Origin of the sequence: Aeromonas sp. s6, assembly GCF_040907815.1 — a bacterium.
GTDB lineage: Bacteria > Pseudomonadota > Gammaproteobacteria > Enterobacterales > Aeromonadaceae > Aeromonas > Aeromonas caviae.
This window is the reverse complement of record NZ_JBFOCN010000027.1, coordinates 53,107-70,108: the sequence shown is the minus strand read 5'-3', so window position 1 is coordinate 70,108 and position 17,002 is coordinate 53,107. Positions and strand designations below refer to the sequence as shown.

The 17,002-nt window shown below is 61.5% G+C and carries 16 protein-coding genes; 2 read left to right on the top strand and 14 right to left on the bottom strand.

The genetic code is table 11. The features are described from left to right. Window positions 1-68: 68 nt before the first annotated feature. The 4 genes from AB5Y50_RS02970 to rplU all read right to left on the bottom strand — a co-directional run bounded on the left by AB5Y50_RS02970 (window position 69) and on the right by rplU (window position 3,784). The gene (locus AB5Y50_RS02970; RefSeq protein ID WP_010673201.1) at window positions 69-1,439 is read right to left on the bottom strand and encodes a YjiH family protein; all 1,371 of its coding nucleotides are present in this window, start codon (window positions 1,437-1,439) and stop codon (window positions 69-71) included. A gap of 366 nt (window positions 1,440-1,805) precedes the next feature. Beyond that, window positions 1,806-3,008 carry an Obg family GTPase CgtA gene (gene cgtA / locus AB5Y50_RS02965; protein ID WP_010673200.1) on the bottom strand — a complete coding sequence of 401 codons (1,203 nt, stop codon included), beginning with the start codon at window positions 3,006-3,008 and terminating at the stop codon, window positions 1,806-1,808. 189 nt (window positions 3,009-3,197) lie between these two features. Then, entirely contained in the window at window positions 3,198-3,455 is a 258-nt protein-coding gene (gene rpmA / locus AB5Y50_RS02960; RefSeq protein ID WP_010673199.1) for a 50S ribosomal protein L27, read from the bottom strand. Window positions 3,456-3,472: 17 nt separating this feature from the next. Next, window positions 3,473-3,784 carry a 50S ribosomal protein L21 gene (rplU, locus tag AB5Y50_RS02955; protein ID WP_005304210.1) on the bottom strand — a complete coding sequence of 104 codons (312 nt, stop codon included), beginning with the start codon at window positions 3,782-3,784 and terminating at the stop codon, window positions 3,473-3,475. Between the two features lie 242 nt (window positions 3,785-4,026). On the opposite strand from rplU, the gene ispB reads away from it, so the two are divergent. After that, window positions 4,027-4,998, top strand: a complete 972-nt coding sequence (gene ispB, locus AB5Y50_RS02950; protein WP_010673198.1) for an octaprenyl diphosphate synthase — start codon at window positions 4,027-4,029, stop codon at window positions 4,996-4,998. 88 nt (window positions 4,999-5,086) lie between these two features. Here ispB and AB5Y50_RS02945 read toward each other — a convergent pair whose 3' ends face one another. The 10 genes from AB5Y50_RS02945 to AB5Y50_RS02900 form a co-directional block, all read right to left on the bottom strand. Next, the gene (locus AB5Y50_RS02945; RefSeq protein ID WP_049636189.1) at window positions 5,087-5,275 is read right to left on the bottom strand and encodes a DUF2065 family protein; all 189 of its coding nucleotides are present in this window, start codon (window positions 5,273-5,275) and stop codon (window positions 5,087-5,089) included. Window positions 5,276-5,366: 91 nt separating this feature from the next. After that, window positions 5,367-6,251: a protease modulator HflC gene (hflC, locus tag AB5Y50_RS02940; protein WP_010673196.1), complete on the bottom strand. Its 885-nt coding sequence runs from the start codon at window positions 6,249-6,251 to the stop codon at window positions 5,367-5,369. A gap of 3 nt (window positions 6,252-6,254) precedes the next feature. Continuing rightward, complete coding sequence (hflK, locus tag AB5Y50_RS02935) at window positions 6,255-7,406, bottom strand: FtsH protease activity modulator HflK (protein ID WP_010673195.1); 1,152 nt, start codon at window positions 7,404-7,406, stop codon at window positions 6,255-6,257. 93 nt (window positions 7,407-7,499) lie between these two features. Then, window positions 7,500-8,786 (bottom strand): ribosome rescue GTPase HflX, encoded by a 1,287-nt coding sequence (gene hflX, locus AB5Y50_RS02930; protein ID WP_010673194.1) that lies wholly within the window; start codon window positions 8,784-8,786, stop codon window positions 7,500-7,502. Between the two features lie 63 nt (window positions 8,787-8,849). Continuing rightward, entirely contained in the window at window positions 8,850-9,113 is a 264-nt protein-coding gene (gene hfq, locus AB5Y50_RS02925; protein WP_011704864.1) for an RNA chaperone Hfq, read from the bottom strand. A 72-nt stretch (window positions 9,114-9,185) separates the two neighbouring features. Further along, window positions 9,186-10,103 carry a tRNA (adenosine(37)-N6)-dimethylallyltransferase MiaA gene (gene miaA / locus AB5Y50_RS02920; protein WP_201920615.1) on the bottom strand — a complete coding sequence of 306 codons (918 nt, stop codon included), beginning with the start codon at window positions 10,101-10,103 and terminating at the stop codon, window positions 9,186-9,188. 92 nt (window positions 10,104-10,195) lie between these two features. After that, complete coding sequence (gene mutL / locus AB5Y50_RS02915; RefSeq protein ID WP_368162405.1) at window positions 10,196-12,079, bottom strand: DNA mismatch repair endonuclease MutL; 1,884 nt, start codon at window positions 12,077-12,079, stop codon at window positions 10,196-10,198. A gap of 105 nt (window positions 12,080-12,184) precedes the next feature. Continuing rightward, window positions 12,185-13,717, bottom strand: coding sequence for an N-acetylmuramoyl-L-alanine amidase (locus AB5Y50_RS02910; RefSeq protein WP_223931684.1), 1,533 nt, complete (start codon window positions 13,715-13,717; stop codon window positions 12,185-12,187). Further along, on the bottom strand, window positions 13,708-14,181 hold the full coding sequence (tsaE, locus tag AB5Y50_RS02905; protein ID WP_045523780.1) for a tRNA (adenosine(37)-N6)-threonylcarbamoyltransferase complex ATPase subunit type 1 TsaE: 474 nt from the start codon (window positions 14,179-14,181) through the stop codon (window positions 13,708-13,710). Before tsaE ends, AB5Y50_RS02910 begins: the two co-directional genes overlap by 10 nt. 17 nt (window positions 14,182-14,198) lie before the next feature. Then, on the bottom strand, window positions 14,199-15,701 hold the full coding sequence (locus AB5Y50_RS02900) for an NAD(P)H-hydrate dehydratase (protein ID WP_201920624.1): 1,503 nt from the start codon (window positions 15,699-15,701) through the stop codon (window positions 14,199-14,201). Between the two features lie 99 nt (window positions 15,702-15,800). Between AB5Y50_RS02900 and queG the strand changes: the two genes are divergently transcribed. Beyond that, window positions 15,801-16,955: a tRNA epoxyqueuosine(34) reductase QueG gene (queG, locus tag AB5Y50_RS02895; RefSeq protein ID WP_201920627.1), complete on the top strand. Its 1,155-nt coding sequence runs from the start codon at window positions 15,801-15,803 to the stop codon at window positions 16,953-16,955. Window positions 16,956-17,002: the final 47 nt, after the last annotated feature.

The window sequence follows — 17,002 nt, the reverse complement described above, 5'->3', positions numbered from 1 at the left end:
TTCCGCCGACACTCGCCCATAAAAAAACGGTCAACCCGGGTTGACCGTTTTTCGTTCCACTTCGTCCCTTAGAACAGCAGGTGCGCCACACCGGCAATCACCGGCAGGGTGACCAGGGTGCGCAGCAGGAAGATGACGAACAGCTCCCACAACTTGACCGGGATCTTGCTGCCCAGCAACAGAGCGCCCACTTCCGACATGTAGATGAGCTGGGTGACCGACATGGCGGCGATCACGAAGCGGGTGATGTCGCTCTCGATAGTGGAGGCCAGCACCGCCGGGATGAACATGTCAGCGAAGCCCACCATGATGGTCTTGGAAGCGGCTTCCGCCTCCGGTAGTTGCAGCAGCTCGAGCAAAGGCACGAAGGGCGCCCCCAGCCAGTTGAACACCGGGGTGTGCTCCGCCAGCATCAGGGCACAGGTCCCGACGGCCATCACCACCGGCAGCACGCCAAATACCATGTCCAGGGCGTTTTTCACCCCTTCACGCGCCACGGCGCCGAGATCCGTCATGCTGTCGGCCTTGGTCAGGGCACGATGGTAGCCGTAGCTCAGCACGCTGTGCTGATGGGGGATGGCCTCCTGCTTGCGGCACAGGGGAGTACCGTCGCTGTAGACATCCTTCTTCCAGGAGAGCGGCGGCAGGCGCGGTACCACGATGGCGGCCACCACACCGGCCAGGCAGACGGTCAGGTAGAAGGGGACGAACATATGCTCCAGCTTCACCTGGGAGATCACCACCAGACAGAAGGTGATGGAGACGGCGGAGAAGGTGGTACCGATGACGGCCGCTTCCCGCTGGGTGTAGAACTTGCCTTCATACTGCTTGCTGGTCAGCAGGATCCCGACGCTGCCATCACCGAGCCAGGAGGCGAAGCAGTCCACCGCAGAACGACCCGGCAGACGGAACACCGGACGCATGATCCGGGTCATCATGGTACCGACAAACTCCAGCAGACCAAAATCCAGCAGCAAGGGCAGCAGCAGGCCCGCAAAGATGAAGACGGAGAACAGTACCGGCAGCAGATCATGCAGCACCAGGCCACCGGTCGCCCCTGAGCGCAGCACCTCGGGACCGGCTTCAAAGAAGGTCAACAGCACGAAGACCCCGCCCAGCACCCGCACGCACGCCCAGAAGGGGGAGACGTTGAACAGGCTGTTGAGGAAGGGGCGTTTTACCAGGATCGCCGGTTTGAACAGCCAGGCGATCAGGGTCATCAGCATGGTGGTGGTGATGATGGCGCTGACCATGGCCACCAGATGATCGGCAAACACCGTTTGAACCAGCTTCGCCAACACGGCGACGGGAATGGTGACATTGCCGTCATAGATGACCGGGGTCATGAACAGCAGGATCCCGATCAGTGACGGGATCAAAAACATCAGCACGTTGCGGCGAGTACGGATTGCCGGTGCTTCCAGGGTCTTTTCCAACATATAAACAGCCTTAAATGTGACTTTTCCTTCAGCCGGGCCGCCTGCATACTCATGCCCTCGCCCGGAAAACGGGCGCAAGAATAACCCAAAAAACTGCACAAACAAGCCGTTAATTGATCATTTCAAGCATAAATATTTTATCAGGCGAACCATCCATAAGAACAAACCAAAACAGTCATGCATATCGATTCAATTTGAATGGTTAGCATAATGTTTCATACAGGTTACATTCAGGTGCGCAGTATAATCCGCAGCCACTGTCAGGCAATAAGAGACATAAAAAATATATCTATAGGGTGATCCCGTCGATCCTCCCATAAAAAAACCGGAGCCTGTCTGGCTCCGGTCTTGTCACGAACATGATGCTCAATCGCGAACGTAAATGACTTCGACGCCGTCGTCGTCCTCATCGTCCCAGTCGTCATCGTCCAAGCCATCATCGAAGGCCTTGGACGCCGCCAGGGCATCGGCTTCCGCCTTGGCAAGCTGGTTCTTGTGATAGTCATCCCACTTGAACTCCACCTTCTCGATGGCGTCTCTGGCATCTTCCGCCAGCTGACGAGGCATGGTATCCAGCAGATCCAGGATGTCGTAGCACACCTTCTTGGTGCCTTCCTTGCTGATGGCGGTGATGGCGTAGACCGGACCTTCGTGGTTGAGGGCTGCCTTGACTCTGTCCATCACTTCCTGAGCCTCTTCTTCCAGGATCAGGTCCATCTTGTTGAACACCAGCCAGCGCGGCTTGCCCGCAAGCTCGGGGCTGTATTTTTCCAGCTCCCGGACGATGGTCACGGCGTTCTCGGCAGGATCGGAGCCATCCACCGGGCAGATGTCCACCAGGTGGATCAGGACGCGGCAACGCTCCAGGTGCTTGAGGAAGCGGATACCGAGGCCTGCTCCCTCGGCAGCCCCTTCGATGAGGCCGGGAATGTCGGCAATGACGAAGGAGCGGGAGTTTTCACCTCGTACCACACCCAGGTTCGGTACCAGGGTGGTGAAGGGGTAGTCTGCCACTTTCGGACGGGCCGCAGAAACGGCGCGAATGAAGGTGGACTTGCCAGCGTTCGGCAGACCCAGCATGCCGACATCCGCCAGCAGCAGCAGCTCCAGCCTCAGGGTACGCACTTCACCCGGGGTGCCGTTGCTCTTCTGGCGCGGCGCCCGGTTGACCGAGCTCTTGAAGCGGGTGTTGCCAAGGCCGTGGAAACCGCCCTTGGCAACCAGCAGCTTCTGATCGTGACTGGTCAAATCCCCCAGCAGTTCGCCGGTGTCTTCATCGGTGGCGCGGGTGCCGACCGGTACTCGCAGGATCTTGTCCTTGCCGCGACGACCGGTACAGTTGGCACTCTGGCCGTTCTCGCCACGCTCGGCGGCGTGGAAGCGCTCGAAACGGTAGTCGATCAGGGTGTTCAGGTTTTCATCGGCCACCAGATACACGTCGCCACCATCACCGCCGTCACCGCCGTCCGGGCCGCCGTTCGGGATGTACTTCTCGCGGCGGAAGCTCACACAACCGTTACCACCGTCACCGGCATCGACTCGAATCTGGACTTCATCAACAAACTTCATAGGTAACCGTCACCTTAATTCGAAAAACCGATACGCAATTATAGTGATACGGGCCCCTTCGGGCGAGGCGCATCTGGCCGATGAGGGCTGTCAGCGCCGGCTCATCCGCGTGCCGTTTTTTCGTCAAACTCATCAGAAAAACAAAAGCCCCGCCAGGTTGGCGGGGCTTCGGATCCTTGCGGTCCGTAATTACTCAGCAACGATGCTGACGTACTTACGATTCTGCGGACCTTTAACTTCGAACTGCACTTTACCGTTCGCGGTAGCGAACAGAGTGTGGTCCTTGCCCAGACCAACGTTCTCACCAGCGTGGAACTTGGTGCCGCGCTGACGAACGATGATGCTGCCAGCCAGAACTGTTTCGCCGCCGAAACGCTTCACGCCCAGGCGTTTAGCTTCAGAATCGCGACCGTTGCGGGATGAACCGCCAGCTTTTTTGTGTGCCATCTATCGGACTCCTCTAATTAAGCGCTGATGCCAGTGATTTTGACTTCAGTGAACCACTGACGGTGGCCCGCTTGCTTACGGTGGTGCTTACGACGACGGAACTTGACGATAGTCACTTTCTCGCCACGGCCGTGAGCCACAACTTCAGCCACAACCTTGCCACCTTCAACGAAAGGAGCACCTACTTTGAAAGTGTCGCCTGCAGCAACCATCAGCACTTCGTTGAAGTCGATGGTAGCGCCAGTCTCAACGTTCAGCTTTTCCAGACGAACGATTTGACCTTCGGCCACACGGTGTTGTTTTCCGCCGCTTTGGAATACCGCGTACATTTGATTAACTCCGTAAAGGCGTGTCTTTTGCTCAAGGCCAGACACGCACAAAAACCTATAACAATGGGCGGGCATTCTACGCAGAACGATTTGCCGAGGCAAGGCCAATTTAGCAAAAAGTTTATTTTGTGCGCATATCTGCCCCCGTGAATAAACGCCTAACTGTAACCCATTGTGAAATCGTGTAGAATCCCCGCCATTGCTAAAAACGCAGTAAATGCTGCCGTCACGTTACGAGACTTATGGACCAACAGACTATCCGTGCGCTCTGTGCCGCCGACATGACGGCGGTCAATGAACTGATCCTGGCGAGACTCCAGTCCGATGTCAGCCTGATCAACCAGCTGGGTTTCTATATTGTCAGTGCGGGCGGAAAACGGATGCGCCCCATGCTGACCGTGATGGCCGCACGCGCACTGGGCTATGAGGGTGAAGATCACCTGAAACTGGCCGCCATCATCGAATTCATTCACACCTCCACCCTGCTGCACGACGACGTGGTCGACGAATCCGACCTGCGCCGCGGCCGGGAAACCGCCAACGCCCTGTTTGGCAACGCCGCCAGCGTTCTGGTGGGTGACTACCTCTACAGCCGCTCCTTCCAGATGATGAGCGAACTCTCCAACCTGAAGGTGATGGAGATCCTCTCCGATGCCACCAATACCATCGCCGAAGGAGAAGTGCTGCAGCTGATGAACTGCAACGATCCGGATACCACGGAAGAGAGCTACATGACGGTCATCTACTGCAAGACCGCCAAGCTGTTTGAAGCCGCGACCCGACTCGCCGCCGTGCTGACCCATCAGCCCGAGCCCGTCGAGCAGGCCATGACCGACTACGGCAAGTACCTGGGTACCGCGTTCCAGATCATCGACGACGTGATGGACTACTGCTCCCAGAGCGAGGAGATGGGCAAGAACGTGGGTGACGATCTGGCCGAAGGCAAGCCGACCCTGCCGCTGTTGCGCGCCATGGAAGTGGGTACCCCGGAAGAGCGTCAACTGGTGCGCGATGCCATCGAGCACCGCAACGGTATGGATCACCTGGAGCGTATTCTGGGCATCCTGGATCGCACCGGGGCTCTCGAATACTCCCGCCAGCGGGCTCGGGAAGAGGCTGACAAGGCCATCGCCGCCCTCGCCATCCTGCCGGACTCCCGGCACAAGCAAGCGCTGGAGACCCTGGCCCACATGGCGGTGCAGCGCAGCGCCTGATGCCAGCCGGCGGACAATAAAAAAGAGGCCAGAGGGCCTCTTTTTTATTGTCCGAATTCGCCGTGCCACTGTCGTATCAACACAGGCTCTAACGGGCCGACGCCCACAAGATGACACCACCTGCCACCACCAGACAGCCGCCGATGCGGCGCAGCTGTTCCGGCGGCAACTCCCCGAGCAGGCGCAGCATCTGCTGCCATGCCCTGGGAGCGAGCAAGGGCCCCAATCCTTCGAAGAGCAGCAGCAACCCCAGCCCCATCAACATGGATGTCAGCATCACCTCTCCCTATCCCTGTTCCCCTGCCGGTCTGTGGCCGGCAAACAAAAGGGCCTGAATCATCAGGCCCTTGGGTCATATCAACACATGTTTACTGCTTGTTGCCGTGCGGCGACTTGAGGTAGCGGAAGAACTCGCTGTCCGGTTTCAGGACCATGAGGTCGTTGCCACCGGCGAAGCTCTTGCGATAGGCCTCCATGCTGCGCACGAAACTGAAGAACTCCGGGTCCTTCTTGTAGCTGTCGGCATAGATCCTGGCGGCTTCGGCATCCCCTTCACCACGCAGTTGACGGGCATTACTCTCGGCGTCGGCGATCATCACGGTCACCTTGCGGTCGATGTCGGCACGCAGGATCTCGGCCTGCTCGCGGCCCTGTGAACGGTGTTCACGGGCAACCGCGGTCCGCTCGGCACGCATCCGCTGATAGATGGAGCTGGAAACTTCCACCGGCAGGTTGATCTGCTTGATGCGCACATCCACCACCTTGATGCCGAGCTCGGAGGAGCGCGCCATCTTCATCAGGGCATCTTCCATCACGGTACTGCGCTCGCCGGAGACGATGTCCTTGATGGTGCGGTTACCGATCTCGGAACGCAGGCCGTTGTTGATCTTGCGCTTGAGCAGGTCTTCAGCCTGGATCTTGTTGCCACCACCGGTCGCCAGGTAGTACTTGGAGAAGTCCTCGATCTTCCACTTCACGTAGGAGTCGATGATGAGGTCCTTCTTCTCGGACGTAACGAAGCGATCCGCCTGGCCTTCCAGAGTCTGGATGCGGGCATCCATCTTGCGTACCTGGTCGATGAGCGGCACCTTGAAGTGCAGACCCGGCTCGTACAGGCGCGGTTCACCAGAGTCGACCCGTTTCACCTTGCCAAACTGCACCACGATCCCCTTCTGTCCTTCATCGACGATGAAGATGGAAGAGAAGCAGACCATGGCGGCCACAGCGATGACACCAATAGCTAGCTTTTTCATCTATCAGTTTCTCCCTGTGCTGAAACGATCACCGCCACGCAGCGGGGTCGGAGTGGAGTTGGCCCCTTCGTTGGACGGCTGGGCCGCCTCGACTGCCGGGGTGCCCGCAGGACGTGCCGGTTGCACGGCATTCGCCTTGCCAGAGAGCTTGTCGAGCGGCAGGTAGATCATGCTGTTGTTGCCGGCCGGCATGTCGACCACCACCTTGTTGGCCTGCTGATAGAGCTCTTCCATGGTTTCCAGGTAGATACGATCACGGGTCAGCTCGGGCGCGGCCTGATACTGGGGCAGCAGCTCGTTGAAGCGGGCGACTTCACCCTTGGCCTTCAACACGATCTGGGACTTGTAGGCTTCGGCCTCCTGCTCCAGACGTTTGACCTGGCCACGAGCCTTGGGCTCCACTTCACGGGCATAGGCTTCCGCTTCACGGATGAAACGCTGCTCATCTTCCTGGGCGGAGATGGCGTCATCAAACGCATCCTTCACCTCTTCCGGCGGACGCGCCGGCAGGAAGTTGACGTCCACGATCTGCAGACCCATCTGATAAGGCTCGATGATGCTGTCGATCACCTGCCAGGTTTCCTGACGCACCTTCTCACGACCCGTGGTCAGCACATCGTCCATCCGGGTGTGACCCACCACGTAGCGCAGGGCGCTGTCTGTGGCCTGGCTCAGGCTCTCGTCTGCATTGGTCACGCTGAACAGGTACTGCTCGGGATCGACCACGCGATACTGCACGTCCATCTCGACCCGCACCACGTTCTCATCCTGGGTCAGCATGAAACCGGACGCCGGCAGGGAACGGACAGACTCCACGTCCACCGGGATCACCCGGTCGATGAAGGTCGGTTTCCAGCGCAGGCCGGGATCCACGTTGTGGGAGTATTCGCCAAAGCGCAGCACCACGCCCCGCTCGGCTTCGCGAATGGTGTAGAAGCCGCTGACGACCCATACCACCACGGCCACCACCAGCGCGATGGAGAGGCCGAACTTGCCGACGTCACCACCACCGGATTTGCCACCACCGAGCAGACCGCCAAAACGACGGCTCACCTTGCGAAGCATCTCGTCCAGATCAGGGGGGCCCTGATTCTTGCCGTTGTTCCCCCAGGGGTCACGGTCTTTGCCATTGTTACCAGGCTCATTCCAAGCCATCAGCGTCTCCATTAATACATGCGGATGGATATCATCTCTATCGGGCCACAGAGGGGCGATGAAATCAGCAAACCAGTTATGTTCATCGACCCATCAATGCCTGATAAAGCGTTGTAAACTCTCACCTTCTTGTTTCATGAGGCGGTTCCAGTCAGCCAGTTGCAGGCGAACTTCCAGCACAAAGTCCCCCTCCTCGCTGAAACCTTCCTGCTCGATACCTTTCAGCCGATAGAGCGCACTGCGCAGTCTGGCGGCGGAAGGGGGCAGTTGCAGGGTGTGATGCACCATGGAGCCGGCCAGCAGTTCGGTCAGTGCCTGGAACAGGTATTCACTGCCCTCGCCAGTCTGGGCCGACAACCAGACTCGCACCGGTCGTCCAGCCTCATCCCGTTCAAGACCAGCCGGACGATCCCCCAGCTTGTCGATCTTGTTGCAGATCATCAGTTGGGGACGGTCATCCGCCTCGATCTCGGCCAGCACACGCTGGACCGACTCGATATTCTCCTGCATCTGTTCATCGGCGCAGTCCACCACGTGCAGCAGCAGGTCCGCTTCGCGAGTCTCCTGCAGGGTCGCCTTGAAGGCCGCGACCAGATCATGGGGCAAGTGCCGAATAAATCCAACTGTATCCGCCAGGATCACATCACCCACATCCTGGATCACCAATTTGCGCAGGGTGGGGTCCAGGGTTGCGAACAATTGGTCGGCAGCATACACGCTGGCATCTGTAAGTTGGTTGAACAAAGTGGATTTTCCGGCGTTGGTATACCCCACCAGAGAAACGGTCGGCACTTCGTTGCGGTTGCGGGCACGGCGCCCCTGCTCCCGCTGCTTCGCCACCTTGTCGAGGCGGCGCAAAATGGCCTTGATGCGCTCACGCAGCAGGCGTCGGTCGGTTTCAAGCTGGGTTTCACCCGGGCCGCGCAGACCGATCCCCCCCTTTTGTCGCTCAAGGTGGGTCCAGCCTCGCACCAGACGAGTGGAAAGATGGCGCAACTGGGCCAGTTCGACCTGCAACTTGCCTTCGTGAGTGCGGGCGCGCTGGGCGAAGATATCGAGGATAAGGCCAGTCCTGTCCACGACCCGGCACTGGAACAGACGCTCCAGGTTGCGCTCCTGGGCGGGGGTCAGGGCATGGTTGAAGATGACCACGTCGGCGTCCAGCATCTGGACCTGGGACGCGATCTCTTCCGCCTTGCCGCTACCGACAAAAAATTTGGCGCTGGGTGCGCTGCGACTGGTGGTGATCACCCCCAGTGCATTGACCCCGGCCGAGCTCACCAGCATCTTGAGCTCGTCCAGATCCTCCCGCTCGCCCTCATCGCTGAAGTTGACATGTACCAGAACGGCCTGTTCACCAGCTTCGTAACGGTCAAACAAGCGCTTGCTCCTTGACAGGTATCATGATGGATCTGAGTTGGCGAGTGAACTCGCCGCAGGATATCACGCCTCGGCTTCACCCTGCTCTTCACCGGCGGCGCCCGGGGCGTGCTGGTGATGGTTGACGGCACGGGCCGGCACCACGGTGGAAATGGCGTGCTTGTAGACCATCTGGCTCACGGTGTTCTTCAGCAGAATGACAAACTGGTCAAACGATTCGATCTGACCCTGCAGTTTGATGCCGTTCACCAAATAGATAGAAACAGGAATACGCTCACGGCGCAGCGCATTCAAAAACGGGTCTTGGAGAGATTGCCCCTTAGCCATCTTTCTTTTCCTTATAGTTTGTTGTTTTTAAACACCGGATATTCAATATAACAACCTGATTATACAGGAGTGTCAAGCCGGACCAGCTTGGGCGACGACCCTGGCCAGATTGCCAGACTCACCAGATTCCAACCAGGTCACATCAGGCCAACCGCGCAACCAGGTCATCTGACGCTTGGCCAACTGGCGGGTGGCAACAATGCCGCGATAACGCATCTCATCATACTCCACTTCCCCCGCCAGGTAGTCCCACATTTGGCGGTATCCCACGCAGCGAATGGAGGGAAGATCCGGGGTGAGATCCCCCCGCTCGTAAAGCTCCCTGACCTCCTGCTCGAAGCCGCTGCCCAGCATCTTGTCAAACCGCTGTTCGATGCGCTGGTGCAGCACGGCCCGATCCCTCGGCGCGATGGCAAACTGCAGCGCCCGGTAGGGCAGCCCCTCTCCCTGTACCTGGGTCAGCTCGGTGAGGGTCTTGCCGCTGATGCGGTAAACCTCGAGCGCCCGGCACAGGCGCTGGGGATCGTTGGGGTGGATGCGGGCACCGGCCACCGGGTCGATGCGCACCAGTTCGTCGTGCAGCGCCTGCCAGCCGAGGCGGGCAGCCTCTTCCTCGATGCCGGCCCGCACGGCAGGATCGGCGGAAGGCAGTGGAGAAAGCCCCTCCAGCAGCGCCTTGAAATAGAGCATGGTGCCGCCCACCAGCAGCGGAATGCGGCCACGGTCGGCGATCTCTTTCATCTCCCGCAGGGCATCCTTGCAAAAATCCGCCGCCGAATAGCTCATGGCGGGATCCAGGATGTCGATGAGCCGGTGCGGGGCCTGCGCCAGCTCGGCTGGCGTCGGCTTGGCGGTGCCTATGTCCATGCCACGATAGATGAGCGCGGAGTCCACGCTGATGATGTCGCAGGGCAGGGCCTGGCACAGTTCAATGGCGAGATCCGTCTTGCCGGAGGCCGTCGGCCCCATCAGAAAAATTGCAGTCGGCAAGTCAGCCACGTTAAACACTCCCTTCGGCCGCCCCTTCACGGGCGAGCCGGCATAAAACTGGTCATATGGATGCAACAGACGACGAGACGCCGTCAGTTGCCATCGGCAAACTCGGCCAGCACGTTCGCCAGCGGCAACGGGCGCACCATGCGAACGTCTGCCAGTTGGTCACTGAAATCGGCAACAAGTTCCGTCAACAACCGGGTGGCAGTGGCAAAATCGTATATTTTTTCGGCACTTATGCCTTGTTCCACCAACCACTGGCATAGTATCCCAGCCTGCGCGTCGGCATCACTGTCAGATCCGCTCTCGACCAATTGCAACAATTCGGGTAAGAGGCGGGCCAGATCGGTCTGGCGCAGCAGGGCGGGCACCCGAGTCAGGATCATGGTGTCGCGTCCCCCGCTTTTCAACTCCAGCCCCATGCGTTTGAGCAGACGTTCCCGCTCCTCCACCAGGGCGACCAGGTTTTTCGGCAGCTTGAAGGAGACCGGCAGCAACAGAGGCTGGGCCGCCAGCCCCTGGCCCCAGGCATCCAGCAGCCAGTGGCGCAACAACAGACGCTCGGCGCGCACCAGGGAGAGCAGCGCCAGTTGCCCCTGACGCTCCATCAGCAGATAGGCCTGCTCGACCAGGCTCAGGGCGCGCCACTCCCCCGTTCGGGCTGGCGTCTCGACGGCACCGCTCTCGGCTCCGGGCCGGGATGCCGGCGTCGCCACCTCGGGCAGGGTGGTGAGCAAGGCGCCCATGCCTCGCATGGCGGCCCGGCTCGGGGGTTCGGGGGGCTGGTAGTGTCCTCCCCTGCCACCACCGCCTTCCCGCACTCCGTCGCCATCTCGCGCAGGGGCAGGAGCCCGATAGCCGTGTTCGGCACCGTACCACTCGGTGCGCGGCGCCTGACCCGGATAGGTGATCTCCGGGCTGCCCGGCAGCTCGACCTGGGTCTCGGCCAGGGGTGCATCGGTGGCGCTCCCTGCCCCGTCCTGGCGCAGGGCGGTAAACAGCGCCTGGAAGATGAAATCGTGGATGAGACGCGCCTGATGGAAACGCACTTCGTGCTTGGCAGGATGGACGTTGACGTCCACCTGGCGGGGATCCAGCTCGATATAGAGCACATAGGCCGCGAAGCGATCGGCGGGCAGCAGCTCGTCATAGGCCTGGCGGATGGCGTGATTGATGAGCTTGTCCCGCATCATGCGGCCATTGACATAGGTGTATTGCAGGTCGTTCTGCGGCCTGGCTCCTGCCGGGGTGGCCAGCCAGCCCCACAACCGCACGTCGCTGTGTTCGCTCGATACCGCCAGGGCATGGTGCATGAAGGGGGAACCGCAGACGGCGGCGAGGCGGCGCTCCTGCTCCGCCACCGTGTTGGCCGCCTTGTACTGGCGCACCACCTTGCCGTTGTGGCGCAGGATCAGGGTAGCGTCGAAGCGGGAGAGCGCGATGCGGCGCACCAGTTCGTCGATGTGGGCAAATTCGGTCTTTTCGCTGCGCATGAACTTGCGCCGCGCCGGGGTGTTGAAGAAGAGATCCACCACCTCCACCGTGGTGCCCACCGGGTGGGCTGCCGGCTTGACGGTGACGCTCATCTCACGCCCTTCCGCCTGGGCCTGCCAGGCCTCGCTCTGCTCTGCCGTACGGGAGGTGAAGGTGAGGCGGGAGACGGAGCTGATGGAGGCGAGCGCCTCCCCGCGAAAGCCCAGGCTGTTGATCCCTTCCAGATCGTCCAGGGTCGCCACCTTGGAGGTGGCGTGGCGCGACAGCGCCAGCACCAGCTCATCCCTGGCGACACCGCAGCCGTTGTCACGAATGCGGATAAGCTTGGCGCCTCCCTTGTCGATGTCGATCTCGACCCGGTCAGCCCCCGCATCCAGGCTGTTTTCCACCAGTTCCTTCACCACGGAGGAGGGCCGCTCCACGACCTCACCGGCAGCAATCTGGTTGGCCAGAATCGGCGGCAATATACGGATTGGCATCGCTTGCTCCTGCAGATGAAAAGGGGAAGAGGTGGACCTGGCGCCATCAACGCTCACCGCCCCTCCCTGCCATCGGCAGAGAAGGGCAGCGTTCTTCAGCCCGCGCTATTTTCGCGGAATATAGAGCACCTGCCCTATCTGGATGTCCCGTGACTTGAGCTTGTTGATCTCCACCAGTCGCGCCTGACTCACCCCATGTTTCTCGGCGAGACGGGAGAGACTCTGGCCGCGGGTGACCACGTGGCGGATCATGTTGGACTTGTCGTTGCTCTGCACGCTGGCTACCGGCGCACTCGGCTCCTGGGCTGCGACCTTGTAAGGTTTGATCACGCCGGCACCGGAGGCGCTGCCGACGCTGCTGACCGGGGCGCCGCCCTCACCAACGCGATAGGGCTCGCTCGCCGGCATCCGGTTGGTCACGACCTGCTGCGTTGGCTGGGCAGCCGGCTTGCTGGCAGGCGCCTGACGCGGCGGGGCGGCTACCTGGCCCTTGCCGGTAAGCATGGGCCCCTTGGTCGGATGACTGCGGTAATAGTTGCGGATCCCCTCGAAGATGGCCCGGGCCAGCTGATCCTGATAGCTGGCAGTGGCCAGCAGCTTCTCCTCGGCGTGGTTCGAGATAAAGCCCGTCTCCACCAGTACCGAGGGGATGTCCGGCGCCTTCAGCACCGCCAGACTCGCATGTTCCGGCGCCTTCTTGTGCAATCTGGCCACCCGGCCGAGCGAGCGCAGGATCTGGCGGCTGACGTCATAGCCTTCGGCCCGCGACTTGTCCATGGAGAGATCCAGGAAGGTCTGCGCCAGATAGGGGTTGGGATCAGACTCGGCCAATACCTTGCCAACGCCCCCCAGCAGCTCCCCCTGCTTCTCCTGCTTCTCGAGCCAGCTACCCATCTCGCGGTTGGCGCGGTTGGTCGACAACACCCAGACGGAGGCGCCGCGAGGAGTCGAGTTGTGGAAGCTGTCGGCATGCACCGACACCAGCAGGTCCGCCTTGGCCTTGCGGGCAATCTCGGAGCGCTTGTTGAGATCGACGAAGTAGTCGCCACGGCGGGTCAGCACCGCCCGCATGCCGGGCTCCCGGTCGATGAGGGCCGCCAGCTTCTGGGAGACCGCCAGGGTCACCCGCTTCTCGTAGGTGCGGCGCGGGCCGATGGAGCCCGGGTCTTCCCCGCCGTGACCAGGATCGATGGCGATGACGATGGCCTTGCCGTGCCCCCCGACGGGAGCGGGCTGCGCCGCAGCGCTCCCCTTCTCTTCATAGGGAAGATCGATCACAAGACGGTGGCCATAGGGACCTGCTGGCGCCAGCGGGAAGACCACCGGCTTGATGGCAGAGCCGAGATCCAGCACCAGTCGCAGGCCCCCCTTCTCCAGCGGCGTGCTCTCGCGGATCTTGCGCACCAGCTCGCTCTTGTTCTCGATGCGGGCCAGGTTGGTGGCGTTGCTCGCCCCTTTCAGGTCGATGACCAGACGGTTCGGACCGGTCAGGGTGAAGTAGTTGAAATTGGGGGCGCTGCTCATGTCGAGCACCACCCGGGTGTTGTCCGGTGATGGCCACACCCGCACACTCTTGAGCTGATTGGCCCAGGTGGGCAATGCCATCAGGGAGAGAACAAAGACAAGGATCACGCGCACTGAGATGACAACCGTTCCAGAATGGCTTCGCCGATAGCAGTGCGGGCATCAATCTGCACCTCGCGCTGCTCGTTTGCATAACTCAGGGTGATCTCGAGATCCGGGGCTGGCAGCCAGCCCTCGCCCTTCTCTGGCCACTCCACCAGGCAAAGGGTATCGGCGGCGAAATAGTCGCGAATGCCCATGAACTCCAGCTCTTCCGGGTCCGCCAGTCGATAGAGATCGAAGTGATAGACCTGCCACTGGGCAAGCTCATAGGGCTCCACCAGGGTATAGGTCGGACTCTTGACCTTGCCCTCATGACCCAGTCCCTGCACCCAGCCTCGGGTCAGGGTGGTTTTGCCGGCCCCGAGGGCACCGTGCAGAAATACCGTGGTGGCCTGTTGGCACGCCTTTGCCAGACGGCCACCCAGCGCCACTGTTGCTGCCTCGTCCGGCAGTGTCATCATCAAGGTTTTTGCCATGTTCTTCTTGTTACTTGTTACTGTGTCGGATTGACCAGACGACGGATCCAGGGCAGCAGATCCGATGCCAGCATGCCCCTCTCACCCTCGGCGGCGGCCAGATCGGCGGCCTCTGCGTGGATCACGGCCCCGAGTCGGGTGGCCATGCCCGCAGACCAGCCCTGAGCCAGGAGGGCGGCGATTATACCAGACAAGAGGTCACCCATGCCGCCACTGGCCATGCCGGGGTTGCCCTCGTCGCACAGGGAAATGCGCCTGCCGTCGCAGATGAGCGACCCCGCCCCCTTGAGCAACACCACACCACCGTAGCGCTGTTGCAGTCGCGAGACGGCCGCAAACCTGTCCCCCTCGACCTCGGCGATGGAGCAACCCAGCAGGCGAGCCGCCTCCCCGGGGTGGGGCGTGAGCACCCAATTATCCTGATGACGGGGGGCCTGCGCCAGCCAATTCAATCCATCGGCGTCCAATACCAGTGGCACGGCGGCTCCGATGCCCTGTTCGAACCGAGCCCGGCCCCACCCATCCTGACCGAGCCCGGGGCCCAGTACCTGCACCGACGCCCACCCTTCATCCATGTCCGCCGGGCATCCCATCAGCTCGGGTTGAACCAGGCTGGCCGCCGGGCAATCCGGGTGCTGGCGCAGGCGTACCAATCCAGCCCCCGCCCGCAGACAGGCCTGACCCGCCAGCAGGATGGCTCCCTGCATGCCGAGGTTCCCCCCCGTCAGCAGTACCTTGCCGCTGTGTCCCTTGTGAGCCGAGCGCCTGCGCGGGGTCAGCAACCCCTTGAGGCTGGGATAATCGATCCGCTCGGCAGCGGGAACCCGTTCCTCCCCCGGCGTCACTCCCAGGGGATCCCGGTCGAGGTGGCCGACTCCGTCTACCCCGTCGGCGGTGAGCATGCCCTGCTTGATGCCGATGAAAGTGAGGGTGCGGGTGGCACGCACCAGTGCGCCCATGGCGCGGCCGGTGTCGGCATGGAGACCGGAGGGGAGATCCACCGCCAGCACGGGCGCGTTCAAGCCATTGATTGTTGCGACGATCTTTGTCATTGACGAGGAGAGGGGAAGCTGGACGCCGGTACCGAGCAGTGCGTCTATGACCAGATCCGGCGGCGGCAGCGTGGCGGGCAGCAGATCCTCGGCCATGGTCACGCTCCCCCCCGATGCGAGCCACTCTTCGGCAGCCCGCCTGGCATCTCCCCTCAGCAGGCCGGGAGCCCGGGCGGCAATCACCAGAGGCTCGAGGCCGATGCGCCGGGCAAGGCGGGCCAGCACGTAGCCGTCCCCGCCGTTGTTGCCAGGGCCGACGAAGATCCACCACTGACGGCTGTCGGGCCAGTGGTGACAGGCATAGTTGCACAGCGCACTCCCGGCCCGCTCCATCAGCACATAGAGGGGCAATCCTTCCTGCTCGGCCCAGCGCCGTTCCATGCTGCGGATCTGCTCGGCCCGCCACAGGGGTTGTGCTAGACTCTCCCACTCATTTTTGCGGATAGCGTCCCCGAACACCTCTACCATGACGGCCCCCACGTTTCATCATCCCATGACCCGGCAACTGGCACGCCATATTGCCGCCCTGCGCCTGCCACACTCCTGCAGGCAGAGGGGGGATGCTGCATGACGGCTGCCGAACTTGCGCAACTGGCCCACGATATCAAGCTCTGGGCAAGGGAGCTAGGATTTGACCAGGTCGGCATCGCCGACACCGACCTCACCCTGGAAGAGCCGAAGTTGCAGGCCTGGCTGGATGCCGGTTATCACGGCACCATGGACTACATGGCGCGCCACGGCATGATGAGGGCCCGCCCCCACGAGCTGTTGCCGGGCACCTTGCGGGTCATCTCGGTGCGGATGAACTACCTCCCGTTCGAGGCGGGCTTTGCCGCCACCCTGCGCGATCCCACCCTCGGCTACATCAGCCGCTATGCCCTCGGCCGCGACTACCACAAGGTGCTGCGCAACCGGCTCAAACAGTTGGGGGAGCGCATCGAGCTGCGGTGCGAAACCCTGTTGCAGGCAGCGGGACAAACCCTGGGCAAGTGGCGCCCCTTCGTCGACTCGGCCCCTATTCTGGAACGGCCGCTGGCGGCCAAGGCCGGCCTTGGCTGGGTGGGAAAGCACTCACTGCTGATCAACGAGTCCGCCGGCTCCTTCTTCTTTCTGGGAGAATTGCTCATCGCCCTGCCGCTGCCCGTGGATGTCCCGGTGGAGAAGGAGCTGTGTGGCAAGTGCGTGGCCTGCATCAACATCTGCCCCACCGGTGCCATCATCGCCCCCTATGTGGTAGACGGACGGCGCTGCATCTCCTATCTCACCATCGAGAATGACGGCCCCATTCCCGAGGAGTTCAGGCCGCTCATGGGCAATCGCATCTATGGCTGCGACGACTGCCAGCTCATCTGCCCCTGGAACCGCTATGCCGATGCCAGCCCCGAACCCGATTTCAGCCCCCGCCCCAATCTGCATCGCCCTCCCCTGCTAGTGCTGTGGCGCTGGAGCGAGGCCGAATTTCTCAAGCACATGGAAGGCAGCCCCATCCGCCGCATCGGCTATCAGCGCTGGCGCCGCAACCTGGCAGTGGCCCTTGGCAACGGGCCGGCCAGCAGCGAGGTCCTGGCCGCCCTGCAACAGGCGCTGCCTGAGGCGGCGCCCATGGTGGCCGAGCATATCGAGTGGGCGCTGGCGACCCTGGCCAGGCGTCAGCAGGAAGAGAATAAAAAGACGCGATTGCTGATCCGCTGCATCGAAAAAGGTCTGCCGGATCACGCATAAGTGATCTGGCCCTTGCCGGATCGCAGCCATTTTTTCATGCTCTGCCG

Bases quoted from the DNA above. Each gene is read 5' to 3' on its own strand.
- AB5Y50_RS02900 (WP_201920624.1), bottom strand. From the start codon at position 15,701: ATGGTAGAGGTGTTCGGGGACGCTATCCGCAAAAATGAGTGGGAGAGT.
- AB5Y50_RS02970 (WP_010673201.1), bottom strand. From the start codon at position 1,439: ATGTTGGAAAAGACCCTGGAAGCACCGGCAATCCGTACTCGCCGCAAC.
- mutL (WP_368162405.1), bottom strand. From the start codon at position 12,079: ATGCCAATCCGTATATTGCCGCCGATTCTGGCCAACCAGATTGCTGCC.
- cgtA (WP_010673200.1), bottom strand. From the start codon at position 3,008: ATGAAGTTTGTTGATGAAGTCCAGATTCGAGTCGATGCCGGTGACGGT.
- rpmA (WP_010673199.1), bottom strand. From the start codon at position 3,455: ATGGCACACAAAAAAGCTGGCGGTTCATCCCGCAACGGTCGCGATTCT.
- queG (WP_201920627.1), top strand. From the start codon at position 15,801: ATGACGGCTGCCGAACTTGCGCAACTGGCCCACGATATCAAGCTCTGG.
- hflC (WP_010673196.1), bottom strand. From the start codon at position 6,251: ATGAAAAAGCTAGCTATTGGTGTCATCGCTGTGGCCGCCATGGTCTGC.
- hflK (WP_010673195.1), bottom strand. From the start codon at position 7,406: ATGGCTTGGAATGAGCCTGGTAACAATGGCAAAGACCGTGACCCCTGG.
- AB5Y50_RS02945 (WP_049636189.1), bottom strand. From the start codon at position 5,275: ATGCTGACATCCATGTTGATGGGGCTGGGGTTGCTGCTGCTCTTCGAA.
- hfq (WP_011704864.1), bottom strand. From the start codon at position 9,113: ATGGCTAAGGGGCAATCTCTCCAAGACCCGTTTTTGAATGCGCTGCGC.
- rplU (WP_005304210.1), bottom strand. From the start codon at position 3,784: ATGTACGCGGTATTCCAAAGCGGCGGAAAACAACACCGTGTGGCCGAA.
- tsaE (WP_045523780.1), bottom strand. From the start codon at position 14,181: ATGGCAAAAACCTTGATGATGACACTGCCGGACGAGGCAGCAACAGTG.
- ispB (WP_010673198.1), top strand. From the start codon at position 4,027: ATGGACCAACAGACTATCCGTGCGCTCTGTGCCGCCGACATGACGGCG.